The following is a 17869-nucleotide window of genomic DNA, read 5'->3' as shown; positions in this document are numbered from 1 at the left end:
TCATGAAGGTAATCGTTATTGGAGCAGGTATTGGCGGATTATGTGTTGCTCTTGCCCTACGCAAGATTGGCGTACAAGCGACCGTTTTTGAAAAAAGATCAGAAGTGTCGTTAGGAGGTGCAGGTCTTGGAATAGGTGCAAACGCTGTGCGCGCGTTACAGGTACTTGGTGTAGGCGACGAAGTACTTCAAGCCGGGAAGCTTCTGCAAAGCATACAGATCATGACAGATACCGGTAAACAGTTAAGTGTTACGGAGACCACGGCCGTAAGTGGAAAATACGGACCCGACAATGTAACCATTAGCCGAGCAACGCTTCTAAACATTCTTATGAAAGAATTAGGAATAGAGCAACCCGTACATTGTGGTAAAACTTATAAAGGATTCGAACAGCATGCATCCGGCGTTACGGTATGGTTCGAGGACGGATCGCAAGAAGAAGGAGACCTGCTGATCGCAGCTGACGGAATTGGTTCCTCTATCAGGAGGGGGGTTCTACCAAATTCTATCCCGCAGTACGCGGGATACACATGCTGGCGCTCTATACTTCATTTCGATTCTCAACCCGTTAGTTATGATCCTAACGTGTTTACAGAATCATGGGGTAGACAGGGACGTTTCGGGATCGTTCCACTAGCCAATAATCAGATATACTGGTTCGCTTGCCTGAATGCTCACGAAGCTGATCCACAGTTTGCTAACTATACGGTTTCTGATTTGGAAAGAACATTTCGGAAATATCATAAACCGATTCCTCAAATACTAGAACTTTCTGAGAACGAACAACTACTACATCATGATATCATGTACCTGTCCCCACTATCTCGCTACTCCTATGGACGTGTTGTGCTTCTCGGCGATGCGGCCCATGCAACAACTCCGAACATGGGACAAGGAGCAGGACAAGCCATCGAGGATGCTGTTATTTTGGCCGGACACTTAAAATCTACTCCCAGTGTAGACGCTGCTCTACAACTTTATAATCGCGAACGCGTCCAGCGTACGGGTAAGATTACTAGAATGTCCAATCGCATCGGCAAGATCGCCCAACTTGACGGACGGATGTCTGTATCACTCAGAAATATGCTATTTCCTTTATTACCCGACATCCTCATGGAACGGCAATTGGACTATCTTTATCGCGTCAAGTTGGATGGGTTATTATAGTGTTCATCGCAACAGACTCCCTTCAATTTAGAACCAATCGGCGTAACCCATCTTTCTCAAGTTGTCCGCAGATGTTGACAAACAATCAAATGGATCACGTCCGTACACATCGTCTTGCTCAACTAAGAAATACTGTGCACCACTTTCAAGACCAGCTTCAATAATGGCTGGCATATCAAGATTACCTTCACCAACTTCTGCAAATTCAATCGTATTCGTGAAGATACTCATGAATTTAGCCATATCTTTAAAATCTACTTCACTTAAATCCATTTGTCCTATTCGGTAATCCTTCAAGTGTAATAGAGAAATCCGACCTTTGTATTTCTTAACAAACTCTACTGGATTCTCACCCGCTCTTTGAATCCAGTGGACATCTAATTCAAAACCGAGCTTGGAAGTGTTATTTTTTATCATATCCAATAAATATTCACCGTCATATTTCTGGAACTCAAGATGATGAGTATGATAATATAATTCAATTCCATGCTCAGCTAATCTTTCTGCCATCACTTCACACTTTCCAATGAAATCCATGATTCGGTCTTTATCACCCATGACATTCAACGGCATCATACCGATACGCAAGAAATTACAATCTAATATTTCGCAATCATTCACAATTTTTTCGAAATCATCTGTCAAAGTCTCCCCAGGCGCGCCCGGCAACATGGGCTCTAACCCGGCAGAAAGAGCAGCAATTTTGATATTGAAATCTATACTCGCTCTCTTTAACTCAGCTACGTTTTCTGCCGTCATTGGAATTTGAGATACCTCTACAGCATGATAGCCAAGCTCATGTATTGTTTTCATCGTCTCGTAGACGCCAATCTCTTCTACCTTTCCTTTAAGCATCATCATTTGAACGCCAATTTTTCCTTTTTTCATAAGATTAACCTCCCATTTTCATTTCGGTTTTTAATTCTGATGATTTACGAATCGCGTCAATCATTTGAATCGATGTTAGTGCATCCTTCACATGGACATAATCCTGAGAATCAGATTCTATACAAGAATAGAAATGGTTAATTAGCCTCATATGGCTTGCCCCATAGTAGAACTTAGCACCAGGGAGCTTGGCATCCTCAACCATCTTTTCTTTCTTACCGTTCTCATTTACCCTAGTTAGAGTGCTATCTTTAATAGTAAACTTTTCATTCTCAAATACGACCTGCAACTCTACGCTTGAATTCCCAAAATTAGAGTTCGTTGCAAAAAACAGCCCTTTGGCACCATTTTCAAACTTAATATGCGCTGTTGCTGTATCTTCAACCTCAATTCCATAATCCAATAGATTATCAAGGGATCCTCTAATTCCTTTGATTGGTCCACCAAGCAATTGCATTAAATCTAACGTATGAATCGATTGATTAATCATCACACCACCGCCAGCTTCCGCCATCGTACCCCGCCAAGGCTTAAGCTTATAGTAGTCTTTCGGTCTGAACCACGTTACTAATCCCTTAATACCGATAATCTTTCCATTCTGTCCGCTGTTAACGATTTCTTGTAACTTTTCAAAAGATTCATTGAACCGATTTTGCATGCATAAGCATATTTTAATATCCTTATGCTCTTCCTCTATTTTTAATAGAGCCAATCCTTCTTCTTCATTCAATGCTAAAGGTTTTTCTTGAAATACATGGACACCCTTCTCAACACAAGCCCGTGTTACGGGGTAATGAAGATAATGGGGTAAACAAATATGCACACAATCTATAGCTTCATTATCAAGCATCTCGTTATAATCCGTATAAAACTTCGTCTGAGGAACCATCGACTTTCTTGTTTCATCAATATCACATATCGCTACCAATTCAACATTTGAATTAGCCTGTATAGCTGTTAGATGAATAGCAGAAACATCCCCAAGTCCAATAACGGCCACTTTTAACATAAGCTCATCTCCTTTGACAACGAACCCATAACCTAACCCAGCTATGAGTCCATTCAAGTCTTATTTAACTATTTTGATTCTTCTTCAATTTTTTTGTTTAACTCCACTAAATACAACTCTTCATCAATTGGAAGCTCTACTTCTTTCCCTAACCAGCTAGATAGATGGATTGCGTTCGCCAATGCTACGCCATTAATTCCATCACTACCTGGTGCAAGTAACGGTTTGCCTTCTACAATATTGGCTGCGAAGTTCTCCAACACAGCGATATGTTGAGCACCCCATACACTGTCAAATTCAAGCACTTCTTCACTGTATATTTCACCTAGATCTCCGCCCATGAAAACTTTCATAGCATCTGCCCAGCTCATCGAAGCGTTCATTTCAGGCTCAGGTTTTACAAGTCGTTTGATGGTAACTTTCTTACTATCATCCACAACGATTTTTCCCTTATCACCTAATATTTCAAAACGGTCCGTACCTATAATGTCATGTGTACAGGTAATAAATACACCCGTTGCACCATTGCCGTAATCCAAAATTGTCGTCACTTCATCTTCAACAACGATATTTCTTTGATAGCCATATTTCACATTGGAATATACCCTTTTAGGCATACCACATATCCATTGAAGCAAATCAATTTGATGTGGTGCTTGGTTTACAAGTACACCACCGCCTTCTCCGCCCCATGTCGCTCTCCATGCACTTTGATCGTAGTAAGCTTGTGGTCTCCACCATGTTGTAATCATCCAGTTGGTACGACGGATATTACCAATTTCACCATCATCAATAAGCTGTTTCACCTTTTGATAAAGTGGATTTGTTCTCTGATTGAAGAAAATAGCGAATGTCAATTCCGGTTTGGATGCTGCGAATTCATTTAATTCTCGAACCTGTTTCGTGTAAACACCCGCTGGTTTTTCTAGCAATGCATGAATGTCTCTTCGCAATGCTTCAATTCCCATCTCGGGGTGAAGGTAGTGTGGAACAGTGGTCACAATGGCGTCCACATGACCGCTCTCAAGCAAATCAATATAGTTATTATAGAAAGGTACATCTGGGTATTTATCAGCACTCACTTCCTTTTTAGCTGGATCAATATCACAAATAGCTCCGATTACCATGTTTTCAACTTTTCCTTCTGCTATGAAACCAGCATAAGTTCCACCTTGTGTACCTAATCCAATAATTCCTAATCTCACTGTTTTCATTATCATTTCGCCTCACTTTCAATTTGTTTAACCATTTTTAATAAAGACTCATATTGAAGCTTATATCCGCTTGCTCCATCAAGACCTTTGTTATCCTTAATAACTTCTGTCGCTTCCTCTAGCTCTAGATCTTTTAAAGAATCAAATAGAACTAGATGTGGTTCAAGCGTTAAAAATCCTTTGTAACCATTATTAATCGCTTGACCCAGAATTTCAGATATCTTCCCTTCACCTGTCCCACACACAACATTTTGGCTATTCGTTGTCACTGCATCCTTGATGTGTATATATACCACTTCATCTTTGAGCAAATCGTAACACTTTTGGGTATCCTCACCGCACTGTACAAAGTTAGCAAAATCGAAAATGGCTTTAAAATGTGCTGAGTTAACCGCTTTCAACATCTCGTAACAACGGCTGGCGATATCGCCATAAATATCCTTCTCATTCTCATGTAATAAAATAATGTCATATTTCTCTGCAATCTCGGCTAACGTCTTGAGCTTGCTTATTACTTCATCTGTATAACGTTCTGCTTCTTCACCCTTTGGAATATAAAAGCTGAATATACGGATATATTTACAATCTAATACATGACTTATTTGGCAAAGCGTATCTAACATCAGTTTCTGTTTTTCAAATCCATCACCATCGTTAATAAACACTTTACCTATTGGCGATCCAATGGAAGAAACACCCATTGCCCATTTTTGAAGCCGAGGAAGTACATTCCCCTTAATCTCATCTACCGTAAAATCACCAATGTTTCTTCCATCAATACCACGTAATGAAATGTAGTACATTCCCAGCGTTGATACTACTTCAAGTTGTATATCGAAATTAGACGATATTTCATCTGAAAAACCTGAAATCATCAAGTCGTTATTCATTTGTGATTGTCCTCCATTTATACTGGATTTAGTTTTTTCTTTTATTAGCTAAATCAGTATTAAGTTGCGTTGAACGTTGCTTAGTCAATGGATATAAGAATACTAAAATAATGAAAATCAATAGAAAGATGACTGCCGGTATTAGTGTAGCCAATGTATGAATTCCATTAAGTGCAGTTTGTGTCTGTACCTCACGAGTAGCATCATATCCAACCGCAGCAATCGCAAATCCACCGATACCACCAGCAATGGCTTGACCCACTTTTCGAGCAAATGAATAGACAGAATACACGGTTCCATCTTCTCGTAAACCTGTTAAATATTCATGATAATCGATGACATCTGTTACGAACGCCCATACGACGATATTGAAGAAAGCATATCCAAACATCCCAATAGCCGATACAATAATAAATTGAATTGAGGTTAAATTGGGTAAGAAGAATAAAATAGCATAGACAATACTTGATAGTAACATCCCTACTGCTGCTGTTTCCTTCTTACCATATTTACGTACCAAAGGTTTGGCTAGAGGAATGGCAATAAATACCGCAGCGGTCTGGATAAATCCTACGAAACTTAATGCTGCTGCGTTATTGAAATAGTCTTTAAACAAATACACGTTAACTGCACCCAAAAGCATGCTACACATCATAAACATAAGCGATGCGATTAGAATGGAAATAAGCGGTTTGTTTCTCAGCAGACCTTTGACCGTTTTACTTAAATTAGATTTCTTCTCTTTAGATTCAGGTATTACAACGCGTTCAGTAGATAATTTATAACACGCCATGTAACAAGAGATAGATAGAATACCGAAAATAATGGCTCCTAATGTAAAGCGGTCCGCAACTGCCTTATTGTCTACAAACAAAATCAATGGCCCAGTTACAGAAATAATTAACGATGCCAACATGGCACCCATCGTTCTAAAAGAAGATAAAGATGTACGTTCTTCCGAATCACTCGTAATAACAGAGGCCATAGATCCGTAAGGAATATTGACTGTACTATATAAAGTGCCCCATACAATGTATGTGATAAAAGCGTACGCCAGATAAAACCCATCTGACATCCCTGGAATGTGTACGAACATTAATACACCTGAAATGACAAGTGGAAAAGACATTCTGAAAATCCATGGTTTAAATTTACCTTGTTTGCCAGCCTTCCGCGTATCTATGAATCGCCCCCATGTTACATCCGCCACAGCATCCCATAATCGTGCAACTAAGAAGAGTACCCCAACAGTAGCTGCACTAATACCGAATACATCTGTATAATAAACCATTAAAAATGAACTAACTAGAATAAAGAAGAAATCATTCCCGAAATCACCGAACAAATAACCAAGCTTATCTTTCATCCCAAACTTTCTTACTTCCTGGTTTGTTACTATTGTTTCAGCACCTTTTAGACTGCTATTTTGACTCATATTTTTCCCCTCCGTTACTTGGTTGTAGTTCTCTTGATGAAAATATATACAGTATCCTGATTTCGGAGTAATTGTATTCAATGGTGTACAGTTTGTAAGCGTTTGCCAATGAAGTGATCAAATTCATCAAACACTTCATGATTGGCCCGTAAATATTCAACCTGAAACTCTTCCGTAAACATGACAGGGTCTATATCATGTAGTCCAGCAAGCGTATCTGCACCGTACTCCGTCATCATAATTTCCACGTATTTCTCTTTTCCCCGCCACCGAGCATCGTAGCCATAAAGTTCAAATGTAAACCAACAGCGGGCGTTTTCGTACCATTTCTCATTAAATCCTTCACCTTTATCCAACTTGAAATTCCAAATACCATTAAGTTCAATGATTCCACGGGAATCTGTAATGATTGGATACAACATATCAGCTCACTCCTTATCGCACATTACGTTTTGTAACTGCTTACAAAATGAGTATAATCATATTTATGAGGTTCGAGAAGGATGCGGATTGCCTTTTCAGGACTCTATTAACGTTGAAGGGATTGATTCATTAATGGTGCAGCATCTACACACGACATCCGCAAGCATATCCATTTTTCATTTAGTCGATACTAATACTGTCATACTGACAGAGGACGGTTCAGTACTATTAGCACATGAGCGTGATCATTTACCGGATTTCTTACTCAAACTTCAACAAGAAAACTTCAAGTTACTTAGCCTGCATACTAAGCAAGATTCTAAGCAATGCTATATGTTCACTAACTCACTGGGACTGACATATCTATCAACATTAGTCGAATTTGAGATGGAGACTTCCAACACTTGGGTTATAGGACCTTTCCTGATGCAAATGCCTGATATAAATACGATCAATGCGCTATTCCATACAGAACAGAGTAAGCGGACTGTTATGCTGGATTTTGTCCGGAGTTTAAAACTGATCAGCAATTCCAAAGTTCAGAGTATCGTCAATATACTGCACCATGCTGGCTCTATTCTTCAGGCTCCCTATCGCATACTAAACTCACCCCAAGAAACCTTGGATCCATTAAATGCGAAGGACATGCAGCATATTCTGCAACAGCCCGATGAACATAGTACTAAGAAGATCGAATTAATTTACGAATTGGAGAAAGATATCGTCCATGCGATCGAAAATGGGGATAAAATAAAAATAAAAGAGGCCATGTCGGAGGTAAAGCATTTGCACGATTTTTCCGAACGATTCCCGAATCAGCCAGTAAGAGCATTAAAAAATATGTTAGTTGTTCTAAATACGATCTTTCGTATAGCTGCCGAGAGAGGAAAAGTTCATCCGTTTTTCCTTCATCACATTTCAGAGAAATTCTCCAAGCAAATTGAACGTTCTGACACGATCAATTCACTCAATTTATTACTTGATGTTATGCCTGAAGAATATTGCGATTTAGTAAAGAATTGCGCCGTTTCTGGTTATTCACCATTAGTACAACGAGCGATACAACAGATCAAGATTAACTTCAGTAAACCGCTAGACCTGCAACAACTATCCGAGGAATGTCATGTGCATCCTTCACATCTATCGAGACAATTCAAGAAAGAAACAGGAATGACATTAACTGATTACCAGAATAGGATGAGAGTAGATGAAGCCAAGATACTTTTGAAAAAAGATCTCCGCTCGATCGATATGGTTGCTGGGTATGTTGGTTATGAGGATGCCGGATACTTTACGCGAATATTTAAAAAGCTAGAAGGCATAACTCCGTCCACTTATAGAAAAGTAACTTGAGTCTAATATCAATAGTTAAAAGCCAAACTTAAACAGCGCGCACCGATGGAGTATCGATACGCGCTGTAATGTAGAAGGCAAAGAATCGCACGACTGGAATTTGTCTTGTTGTCAGGAAAGAAATCCGCTCTTAATCAGCATTTTTCTTATTTCTTCCTTGGTCATCAGAACATCATTGGAAGAATAGGTCTTGTTCTTAAGCGAAGGATAATTGGAGTAATACTCATTTAACTGAGAATTTTTGATTGTAGGAAGTATGACAATTAATTGTTCGTTGTATTGCACCGCATTGTGACTTTCGTATTCGGAAATGAGAAGTTCGTTAAGTTTCTCACCTGGTCTAATGCCATTCTCCTTTATCCCTACATTCTTCTTCCCGGACATCTCGATCAGTACCTCAGCTAGTTCAATGATTTTACACGCAGGCATTGCCATGATAAAAACTTCACCTCCTCTTCCTTCTATGGCGGCTTTAAGCAGAAGCCCGGTGACTTCTTGCAGCGTCATGAAGAATCGGATCATCCTCTTATCCGTAATACCGACTTGATTGTTTTCTTGAATTTGCTTCATAAATAAATGAAGCACACTTCCGCTGGTCCCTAGAATATTTCCGCCTCTTACGCAAATCATTTTCGTTTTTGTATTCAAATTATTCGATAAAACCATCATCTTTTCCCCAATTGCTTTCGTCATACCGTAAAAGTTGCTCGGATCCGCCGCCTTGTCGGTCGACATGTTAATAACCTTTTTCACCCCGTTATGCAATGCAGCATCAATGACATTTTGCGTACCCCCAACATTGGTCTTCAAAGCCTCGATAGGCTGTTCCTCGCAAATGGGGACGTGCTTAAGCGCAGCTAGATGGAATACGTAATCGATGCCCTCGCAAGCTTTGAATAGCGCTTCCTTGTCGCGGATGTCACCGATGCAAAAGGACAATCTAGCATCGCTGAAGGTCTGCTTCATCGCAACTTGTGCTGATTCATTCCTTGTATAAACGACAATCTTTTTGGGATTATACGAAAGTAACTGAGTAACCAGTTCATAGCCAATAGAACCCGTTCCACCGGTAACCAAAATACTAGATTGTGTTAACATATCTCTCCCCATCCCCTATTTTTTATAAATGGTGAATCCCCTTAAGCATCGTTTTCCAGATTTCATCGTTACCTACCCATTTTTCTCCGTTGGGGAATTGAACGGCACATACTTTATCTAGCGGCCAGTCTAATTCCACAATTCCACCTACAGGAGCATGATTAATGAGAAGAATCCGAAAATCATGCTTTACAAGTCCCGTTAAAACCGTTTGAAGGTCATATACATCCTGAAGGCTCCCTTCTGTTCTGACAAAAAGAATCCGTTGACAGCTTTCCATCTTCTCCAGAAAGCGCTGAATGCGTCGGTCAAACTTTTGTTTCACCTCAGGATAGGCAGATAAGTTGGTGTAAGTATTGCTCGCTTTGGTAAAATCATGGTTGGAAAAAATATGATAAGCATCTTCCGATACAAGCAGCATTTCTTCGCCTGCATCTCCGACCACCCTCAAGTTATCCAGTTCCATAAAACCTGTAAATCGATTCATCAACAACCTATTTACTTCCGACAACTGTGGCGATCCCACCCAATCTAACACGCCGGAAAATAACCTTAAGTTGTTTTTTTTAAGCTGAATGGAAGCCAGACAAAGATCTCCCAAACTGAAAATACTATCGTACTCCCCTTTTAACTCCGCTAGTCTCATAATCTCTCAGCACCTTTCGTTTACTAAGGTTTCTACTCTATTGAATTCACTCTTACACCTAAATGCTTGGACTCAAGTAATGGTAATAACATCCATCTTTATAATTTTGGACTTATTCGCCCATAACTTCGCCCGAACTTATTCCTTATTTCTCAATATGCTGTAGTCTATAATAAAAAAATTAATATCAAGGACAAAGGAGAGATGAATGGTGAAGATACTGCTTGCAACATACTGGCCCATTCCGCATATTGGAGGGGTATGGCCTTTTATGGTGCAGCTTAAAGCTAAGCTGGAATCCATGGGGCATGAAGTGGATATTCTCGGAAATGGGGACGACGCCACAAATTCTTTTATTTATATGCAGAACCAAAATCGAATACTTTCAAAGGACAAACTGCTTCCGTTGCTAAAAGCCAAGTTAAATTTAACAACATATCCTGTTCTTCATGCCAACCCCCTTGTCAACTATGCTGAATTCCAAAGGTATATGTTTGAATTAGCTGCTGCTTATTTCAATGTAAATGACTATGATGTGATTCACACGCAAGATGTCATATCCACCACTGCCATAGCTCGAATTCGTCATCCAAAAACTGCTCTAGTAGCCACATTACACGGTTGCGTAGCTCATGAGATTAGAAAAATTCAACACCCAACGGATTTTGTGGCCCATGCTTATTATGATGCGATTGAACATACAGGAGCCACTTCCGCTGAGGTCACTCATGTTGCCAACCAATGGCTGCATGACATATTGACAAGTGAATATAAGGTACCCGCTGAACAACTGAAAGTGTTTCCTTATGGATTCGATGTAGATACATTTTTATACCGGATGCATATGGGAAGCGACATAGCCCGCCCTACCGACAAGAAGGTAATCATCTTTACGGGGCGATTGGTAGAGTTAAAGGGAATTCATTTTCTTTTATCCGCTCTTAGTAAATTAAAGAAGAAACGAAAAGACTGGGTTTGCTGGATTGTCGGAGAAGGGGAGAAAAAAGAGGAACTGTTGAAACAATGCCAAGACCTTGATCTGGAGAAGTATGTTATGTTTCTGGGGGTAAGGAACGATATTCCTGCACTGTTACACAAGTCTGATATTTTTGTATTACCAAGCCTTATCGAAAATCAATCTATATCTTTAATTGAAGCACAAATAGCAGGAAAAGCGGCGATTGTCAGCAATGCTGGTGGTTTGCCTGAGATGATTGAGCATGAGGTTACAGGTTTAATTACTCCGGTAGGGGATATTGATGCATTAGCGAAGAGTTTGAGGAAGTTACTAAAAGATGATGCTTATCGGACGGAACTCGGAATAGCCGCTCAGCAGTTTGCCATGAAGCAATGGCCGATGAATGCTATGTCAGAACAATTGCTTAATCTGTATGAGACCGCTATCCAGAAAAGAAGACAGGAGTAATGCATATGAAAAGGTTACCTACTTATGAGGTTGATGGAAATTCATATAATTTCCTGTTTCTTTCGCCGCTAAAGAGCCTTGATGTACTTGTTGACAGCAGAGTCTGGCCACTTGCCGTGGGAAGACTCCCGAAAGGTTATACCATTCCTGATCAGGCCTCACTCGATGTTCTGCAGAATATGAACGGCGAGTATTACAAAACCTTATTTTCTAACCCCCTGCCTACGTACGGCATTTACGTAGATGGCTCTGTTTGGTCACTAATTAAGGATTCCTTGCCTGATCATTATGTTATCCCTGATCAAGCATCGGTCGAGATCTTGAGAACGATGCCTACGGATTACAATAACACTCTATCCACCGGTCCCTTATCCCAGCATGGCAATATATTCGATGAGAAGGAATGGGCACTAATCACTGCTACATTGCTTAATGGTTATCGTTCAGCCGATTCCGTATCCACCGATAACGTGAAAAAAATAAAAAGGAAATCGAAATTATGAAAGCTATTGTGACCGGCGGAGCAGGATTTATCGGCTCCCATCTTGTAGATAACCTTCTGGCTATCGGATTTGATGTGCATGTAATTGATGACTTGTACTCCGGATATTTATCCTACGTCCATCCTCAGGCTATCTTTCATAAGGTAGATATTCGTAGCAAAGAGTGTAATGAAATTATTGTCAGCGAAAAGCCGGACGTTGTATTCCATCTGGCCGCCCAAGCGGACGTGCAGCGATCCATAAACGACCCACGCTTTGATGCAGACGTCAACATAATGGGAACCGTAAACTTGCTTGAGGCCTGTCGAGCGGCTTCCGTTAAAAGATTGATTTTCTCCTCTACCTCCGCTGTTTATGGGAACTTGCAAAGTGATCTGATCTCCGAAGAAGATCCTGCGGCACCCATATCCTACTACGGTTTGTCCAAATGGACTGCAGAAGCGTATATCCGCATTTTTTCCACGATGCATGGGATTCCTTTTACGATTCTTCGCTACGGTAACGTATACGGTCCAAGACAAATGCCAAAGGGAGAAGGAGGCGTCATTGCAGTCTTCATACAAAGAATCAAGGACGGGTTGCCCTTGCACATTCATGGGGACGGCGAACAAACCCGTGACTTCGTATTTGTTAAGGACGTCGTTCAGGCCAATATTTCCGCGATAACCTTTGGTCACCGGGAGACCATTCAAATCAGTACAGGCCACAGTATTTCCATCAATAACTTGGTCCAAATGCTGAAACAGATACACGGTTCCGATATTGAGACTACTTACTCATCGGCCAGAGACGGTGATATCAGTCATAGTTGTCTTGACTGTAGAAAGGCTTACCGTGATTTACAGTGGCAACCGCAAGTAGACATGATAAAAGGACTTATTGAAACATATAACTCTATTTAAAATCTCAAAAGGGTATGCAATGATTATATATCAACTGCATATCCCACTTTTAACCTATCATTAGACAAGCTCTTATTCTTCAAAAAAAAACGCAACCTATAACGGCTGCGTAAGTTGATTGTTTATAATGAAGCGCCTAGGACTACTGCTTTGAGCGACTACTTCCAAATTTCATCAGCGATTTCCTTGATGAATGCAAGCTTGCTCCACTGTTGCTCTTCTGTCAAAATATTACCTTCCTCTGTGGATGCGAACCCACATTGAGGACTAAGGCAAATTTGGTTGATATCCACCACCTGTGCAGCTTCTTTAATGCGCTTGATGATTTCTTGCTTATCCTCTAGCTCGCCATTTTTTGAAGAGAACAGACCTAGTACAACTTGCTTGTCTTTCATAAATCTCAACGGTTTAAAGTCCCCTGCACGATCGGTATCGAATTCAAGGTAATACCCATCTATGTTCTCAATACCAAGAAGTGTTTCTGCGATTGGCTCATATCCGCCTGAAGATGCCCAAGTTGAATAATAATTACCACGGCATACATGAGTAGTAATGATCAAATCCGAAGGAAGACCGGTAATTGCTTCTTGATTGACACGAGCGTATTGCTTCGCAATTTCAGCAACATTAGCGCCCTCCTGCTGTCTTGCTTCCCAATAATTCTTGTCGCAGAGCATTCCCCAAGTGCAATCATCTAATTGTAGACTACGGCATCCAGCTTCATAAAAAGCCAGAATTGCAGCTTTGTAGGCATTCGCAATATCAGTTATCAGATCATCCGTATTACTATAATAAGCGTCTGTGCTCGCTTTATTCTCAGGGCGTTCAAGTTCTGCCAGGAATTGTGCGGGTGCCGGTATCGCCTGACGGGCAACGACGTCATCACCTGCAACTTGTTTCAAAAATTTAAAGTCCTCTACGAATGAATGAGTAGAAAAGCCAATTTTTCCCGATAACCGCGCAGTTTCCGCTCTTGTTTCCACACCTTGAAATTGGTATCCTTTTTCAATGATGACCTTCTCCACGCCATCAAGACCCCACATAAAATCAAGATGCCACCATGAGCGTCTGAATTCACCATCCGTAACGGCATGGAGTCCTACAGACTTTTGCTTCTCTACCAACTTGATAATCTCGTTATCCTCTATCTTTCTCAATTCGTCAGAAGAAATCTCATCGTTCTGAAATTTCAATCTAGCTTCTTTGATCACCTGCGGTCGTAGAAAGCTACCAACAGTATCATGTCTAAATGGAGTAACCTTTCGCTGTGTTGCGTTTTCTCTAATGTTGCTCATATGGGTAATCTCCTTTAGCCTTTGAATTGAATGTCTAAAAGAAATATACCATGGGATATCAGTTATAAGGTAACTCCAATATGCTATATCTGGTTATAGCTTTAAACTATACATGCATTGTTATTCGATAATAGCTTGATGAAGTGCCTCAACATAGGCCGATGCAAGTTTCGATAATGCAACATTTTTATGGGAAATCCATCCGACGTTGATCGTTTCCTCACAATCCAACGGGACTGGTATGATTTCATTGCCATTTAGATCAGCACTAAGTACTCCAGTAGAAATGGTATATCCGTTTAAGCCTATCAATAAATTGAAAAGCGTTGCCCTGTCCGTTACACGAATGCTCTTACTGCGCGGTAACGTACTGAGAATCTCCTCGGAAAAGTGAAAAGAATTGTACTCTCCCTGCTCAAAAGATAGATAAGGATAGTGCTGAAGCTGTTCTATCGTAACCACAGACTGTTTGGCTAAGGGATTTTTACTACTAACAAAAACATGGGGCTCTGCCGTAAATAAGCTGTTGAATCGCAGGTTCGCAGCTTGAAGTAGCCTGTTGATTACTTTGGCATTGAATTCGTTGAGATACAATATCCCAATCTCACTACGCAGACTCTTAACATCCTCGATAATTTCATGGGTTTTGGTCTCACGTAGTGCTAATTCGTATTCATCTTGCCCATATTCACGAACCAAGTTCACAAATGCATTCACCGCGAAAGCATAATGATGAGTAGAAACTGAGAAATGCTGTGGTGATGGCTTAGCATCTAGATAGCGTCCTTCCAGTAATTCCGCCTGCTCAATCACCTGACGTGCATATCCAAGAAATTCTGCACCCTCCATCGAAAGAGTGACTCCTTTATTCGTTCGATCAAAAATAGTAATTTGAAGTTCCTCTTCCAAATCTTTAATCGCATTTGAAAGACTAGGTTGGGATATAAACAAATGCTTTGCAGCTTCATTCATCGAACCCCGATTAGCGACTTCAATGACATATCTCAGCTGTTGTAGAGTCAATAGGATCTAGTCCTTTCAGTTTACATTCATCTCAAATGCATCCGCAATCAGCTTATAGGAATGGATTCTTGCCTTCTCATCGTGAATCGGACTATTAAGGAGTATCTCACTAACATTATAATCCTTGCCCATCTGTAGTAGTTGCTCTTTCACCTGAGCTGGTGTACCGATCACTCTACGTTTCCGAATCTCCTTAATATGTTGCAGATCCATCTCCGTGTATGGATAATTCGTTGCTGTCTGAACAGACGGCAAGAATGGGATCTCCAACCCTGTTCTAATTCCGAGGAATAACAAATCACTACTCATCGCCAATTGGCTTGCTTCTTCTTCCGTCTCAGCACAGATCGCAAGGGTTGCAATCATCGAACGCGGATGATCCTCCAATACATGATTGGGCTCGAAATTCTCATTATAATGTTGTGTCGCCATTTCACCGCCAGGCGTGCCAAAGAACTCCGCGAAAGCATAAGAGGTACCCAATGTGGCAGCAATTCGTGCACTCTCCCCACTCGAACCTAGAAGCCAGATTTCAGGAGATGTGGAAATGACCGGAGCAGCTATTAGCTTCTCAAACGGGTGTCCAGCAGGAATTGAATTATTTAAATAGCCGATAATATCAAGCACCTGTTGAGGATATTTATTCACATCAACATACTTATCCTGCTGTAAAGCTCTCGTCGCAAGTGGCATACCGCCCGGCGCTCGACCTAGACCTAGGTCGATGCGACCGGGATGAAGAGCTTCCAGCAACCGGAAGTTCTCAGCCACCTTATAAGCACTATAATGCGGGAGCATTATACCGCCAGAACCGACACGAATTCGGTTGGTAGCTGCTGCTAGATGAGCAACGAGCACTTCTGGACTAGAGAAAGCAAGTGCTGGCATGGCATGATGCTCGGACACCCAGTATCGAGTGTATCCTAGGTCCTCCGTTGCTTTAGCGAGTCGTGTTGATTGATGAAGACCCTCTGTGGCCGTTTGTCCTTCATTAACATATACCTGGTCAAGTACGCCTAACTTAATCATATTTATGCACTGCTCCTCTTCTCTATGGTTTGAAACTTAAATGATACTAAAAAGACCCTTCATGAAAAGGGTCTGATGCTATGAATCATGAATTGTTAACTTACTAAAGTATAGCATTTAATGCTGTTGTGATCCAATTCAAGTAGCGTATCTTTGTTACTGGCCACCTCTCTCTCGGTAGTTCCTCGGGGAAAATCCAGTGATACGTTTGAATACGCGCGAGAAATAAAAAATATCTTTATAACCGAGCGTTTCTCCAACTTCCTTAACGGTCAAATCTGTATTGAGCAGGATATTTTTTGCTTCCGCTACCTTGAGCTGGTGAAGAAATTCATTTAACGGGTATCCTGTATACTCATGAATGATTCTACGAAGTGTCGACACTGATATATGATGCCTAGCTGCCATGTCCGTAGTCTCTTGTGATAAGTGTAGTGAACGGGAGATATCATCAATGACCTTCAGAACGAAGCTTCCTCGATTACCAGCTTCACTCTGATCCGCTTGAGCAACAAGTTCATACAAGAACGATTCTAGCATCAACGAGGCGCGATCTAGATTACTCGGAACGCCACTGTCAATGAGCATGAACATCAATTCCATCTTATGAACAAAAGGTTCATCAATGTTCGCTTTCTTAATGAGTTCCGGATCAGGAAGCCAATTCTCCAACCACTCGGCTATTCTATTTCCTTCCACTGTAAAATAATACTCATCCCAATACCCATCCTTATGCGGTCCATAATTAAATACAGCACCGGGATATAGACAAAACCAGCTTCCTTCTTCAACGATCTGCTGTTCGCCTCCATTAACCTGGTAGTAACCGCCTCCACCTGTAATCATAACGAAAGCCCAAGATTTGAAATCCGCATCCTTTCGCTGAAGTGTTCTTGCGGGTAAATGTCCCGCATTTACCACAGTAAGCGACCTTATTTTCTTTTTACTCGAATCTACCATTGGATCATACACACGGATCGGATGAGGACTGATCATATAATCCATATACTTTGTCATCCTGCCCATCCTCCCCTTTAAACAACTATATTAAATTAATCATACTTAGATAAATATAACATGTATACGCATAAATATTGATCTCATTGTACCAATATCGTATAGATAACGAAAGAAAGTAAGCGCGAACAGACACAGCTTTTGAAGATGTTCCGCTTGGTGAGGGCAATGTAGATTTCCCAGCCGACTTCGCTGTCCTACAGGAAATTGGTTACAAAGACAATTTGACGATTAAGCGAGGAAGTCGGATCAAATCCTGAAGATGATATACGTAAGACAGTCACTTTTATCAAGTCCTATCGAGGATGAAAACCAAATCTATTACTAAAGAGAAGCATAAAGTACACTTAAATCCGGCCAAATTCCCCTATCACTAAGTTTAGTTGCATAAAGGGCATCTAATTACTGGAAAGTCATCTATTTTCACTATTTCCCCTGTTTTAACTGCCATTTCTGCAACTATTTCTTCATCACCCACCCTTTTCTTCTGAGTAAGTACCATTTCTGCAACTATTCCATCTTATTCTAGCGACCTACACGTATGAAATGTTC

General features: G+C 40.8%; 17 protein-coding genes. 5 read left to right on the top strand and 12 right to left on the bottom strand.

The genetic code is table 11. The features are described from left to right. Positions 1-2: 2 nt before the first annotated feature. Positions 3-1166 carry an FAD-dependent monooxygenase gene (locus ACP8HI_RS03185; protein ID WP_438349695.1) on the top strand — a complete coding sequence of 388 codons (1164 nt, stop codon included), beginning with the start codon at positions 3-5 and terminating at the stop codon, positions 1164-1166. Positions 1167-1193: 27 nt separating this feature from the next. On the opposite strand, the gene ACP8HI_RS03180 is transcribed toward ACP8HI_RS03185, so the two are convergent. From ACP8HI_RS03180 to ACP8HI_RS03155, 6 genes are all read right to left on the bottom strand, one after another. Then, positions 1194-2054 (bottom strand): sugar phosphate isomerase/epimerase family protein, encoded by an 861-nt coding sequence (locus ACP8HI_RS03180; RefSeq protein ID WP_438349694.1) that lies wholly within the window; start codon positions 2052-2054, stop codon positions 1194-1196. A gap of 4 nt (positions 2055-2058) precedes the next feature. Then, positions 2059-3063, bottom strand: coding sequence for a Gfo/Idh/MocA family protein (locus ACP8HI_RS03175; protein ID WP_438349693.1), 1005 nt, complete (start codon positions 3061-3063; stop codon positions 2059-2061). A 68-nt stretch (positions 3064-3131) separates the two neighbouring features. After that, a complete protein-coding gene (locus tag ACP8HI_RS03170; protein WP_438349692.1) occupies positions 3132-4277 on the bottom strand; it encodes a Gfo/Idh/MocA family protein in 1146 nt (381 codons plus the stop codon). A gap of 2 nt (positions 4278-4279) precedes the next feature. Beyond that, positions 4280-5167, bottom strand: a complete 888-nt coding sequence (locus ACP8HI_RS03165) for a sugar phosphate isomerase/epimerase family protein (RefSeq protein ID WP_438349691.1) — start codon at positions 5165-5167, stop codon at positions 4280-4282. 28 nt (positions 5168-5195) lie between these two features. Continuing rightward, positions 5196-6602 carry an MFS transporter gene (locus ACP8HI_RS03160; RefSeq protein ID WP_438349690.1) on the bottom strand — a complete coding sequence of 469 codons (1407 nt, stop codon included), beginning with the start codon at positions 6600-6602 and terminating at the stop codon, positions 5196-5198. A gap of 77 nt (positions 6603-6679) precedes the next feature. Beyond that, positions 6680-7024 (bottom strand): hypothetical protein, encoded by a 345-nt coding sequence (locus ACP8HI_RS03155; RefSeq protein WP_438349689.1) that lies wholly within the window; start codon positions 7022-7024, stop codon positions 6680-6682. An 88-nt stretch (positions 7025-7112) separates the two neighbouring features. Between ACP8HI_RS03155 and ACP8HI_RS03150 the strand changes: the two genes are divergently transcribed. Further along, on the top strand, positions 7113-8378 hold the full coding sequence (locus tag ACP8HI_RS03150) for a helix-turn-helix transcriptional regulator (RefSeq protein ID WP_438349688.1): 1266 nt from the start codon (positions 7113-7115) through the stop codon (positions 8376-8378). A 111-nt stretch (positions 8379-8489) separates the two neighbouring features. On the opposite strand, the gene ACP8HI_RS03145 is transcribed toward ACP8HI_RS03150, so the two are convergent. After that, a complete protein-coding gene (locus ACP8HI_RS03145) occupies positions 8490-9476 on the bottom strand; it encodes an SDR family NAD(P)-dependent oxidoreductase (protein WP_438349687.1) in 987 nt (328 codons plus the stop codon). 22 nt (positions 9477-9498) lie between these two features. After that, positions 9499-10122, bottom strand: coding sequence for a DUF1796 family putative cysteine peptidase (locus ACP8HI_RS03140; protein ID WP_438349686.1), 624 nt, complete (start codon positions 10120-10122; stop codon positions 9499-9501). A gap of 208 nt (positions 10123-10330) precedes the next feature. Between ACP8HI_RS03140 and ACP8HI_RS03135 the strand changes: the two genes are divergently transcribed. The 3 genes from ACP8HI_RS03135 to ACP8HI_RS03125 are packed head-to-tail and all read left to right on the top strand — an operon-like array spanning position 10331 to position 12953. After that, complete coding sequence (locus ACP8HI_RS03135; protein WP_438349685.1) at positions 10331-11548, top strand: glycosyltransferase family 4 protein; 1218 nt, start codon at positions 10331-10333, stop codon at positions 11546-11548. A 5-nt stretch (positions 11549-11553) separates the two neighbouring features. Then, positions 11554-12051, top strand: coding sequence for a hypothetical protein (locus ACP8HI_RS03130; protein WP_438349684.1), 498 nt, complete (start codon positions 11554-11556; stop codon positions 12049-12051). A gap of 8 nt (positions 12052-12059) precedes the next feature. After that, positions 12060-12953 carry an NAD-dependent epimerase/dehydratase family protein gene (locus tag ACP8HI_RS03125; RefSeq protein ID WP_438349683.1) on the top strand — a complete coding sequence of 298 codons (894 nt, stop codon included), beginning with the start codon at positions 12060-12062 and terminating at the stop codon, positions 12951-12953. A 158-nt stretch (positions 12954-13111) separates the two neighbouring features. On the opposite strand, the gene ACP8HI_RS03120 is transcribed toward ACP8HI_RS03125, so the two are convergent. The 4 genes from ACP8HI_RS03120 to ACP8HI_RS03105 form a co-directional block, all read right to left on the bottom strand. Next, positions 13112-14248: a 5-methyltetrahydropteroyltriglutamate--homocysteine S-methyltransferase gene (locus tag ACP8HI_RS03120; RefSeq protein ID WP_438349682.1), complete on the bottom strand. Its 1137-nt coding sequence runs from the start codon at positions 14246-14248 to the stop codon at positions 13112-13114. Between the two features lie 120 nt (positions 14249-14368). Next, on the bottom strand, positions 14369-15271 hold the full coding sequence (locus ACP8HI_RS03115; RefSeq protein ID WP_438349681.1) for a LysR family transcriptional regulator: 903 nt from the start codon (positions 15269-15271) through the stop codon (positions 14369-14371). A 15-nt stretch (positions 15272-15286) separates the two neighbouring features. Then, a complete protein-coding gene (locus tag ACP8HI_RS03110) occupies positions 15287-16300 on the bottom strand; it encodes an LLM class flavin-dependent oxidoreductase (RefSeq protein WP_438349680.1) in 1014 nt (337 codons plus the stop codon). A 156-nt stretch (positions 16301-16456) separates the two neighbouring features. Beyond that, the gene (locus tag ACP8HI_RS03105; protein WP_438349679.1) at positions 16457-17317 is read right to left on the bottom strand and encodes an AraC family transcriptional regulator; all 861 of its coding nucleotides are present in this window, start codon (positions 17315-17317) and stop codon (positions 16457-16459) included. Positions 17318-17869 lie beyond the last annotated feature (552 nt).

The sequence above is a fragment of the Paenibacillus sp. FA6 genome (genome assembly GCF_051550225.1).
GTDB lineage: Bacteria > Bacillota > Bacilli > Paenibacillales > Paenibacillaceae > Paenibacillus_AQ.
The sequence above is the reverse complement of the archived record's forward strand: the minus strand, read 5'-3'. Positions and strand labels throughout refer to the sequence as shown.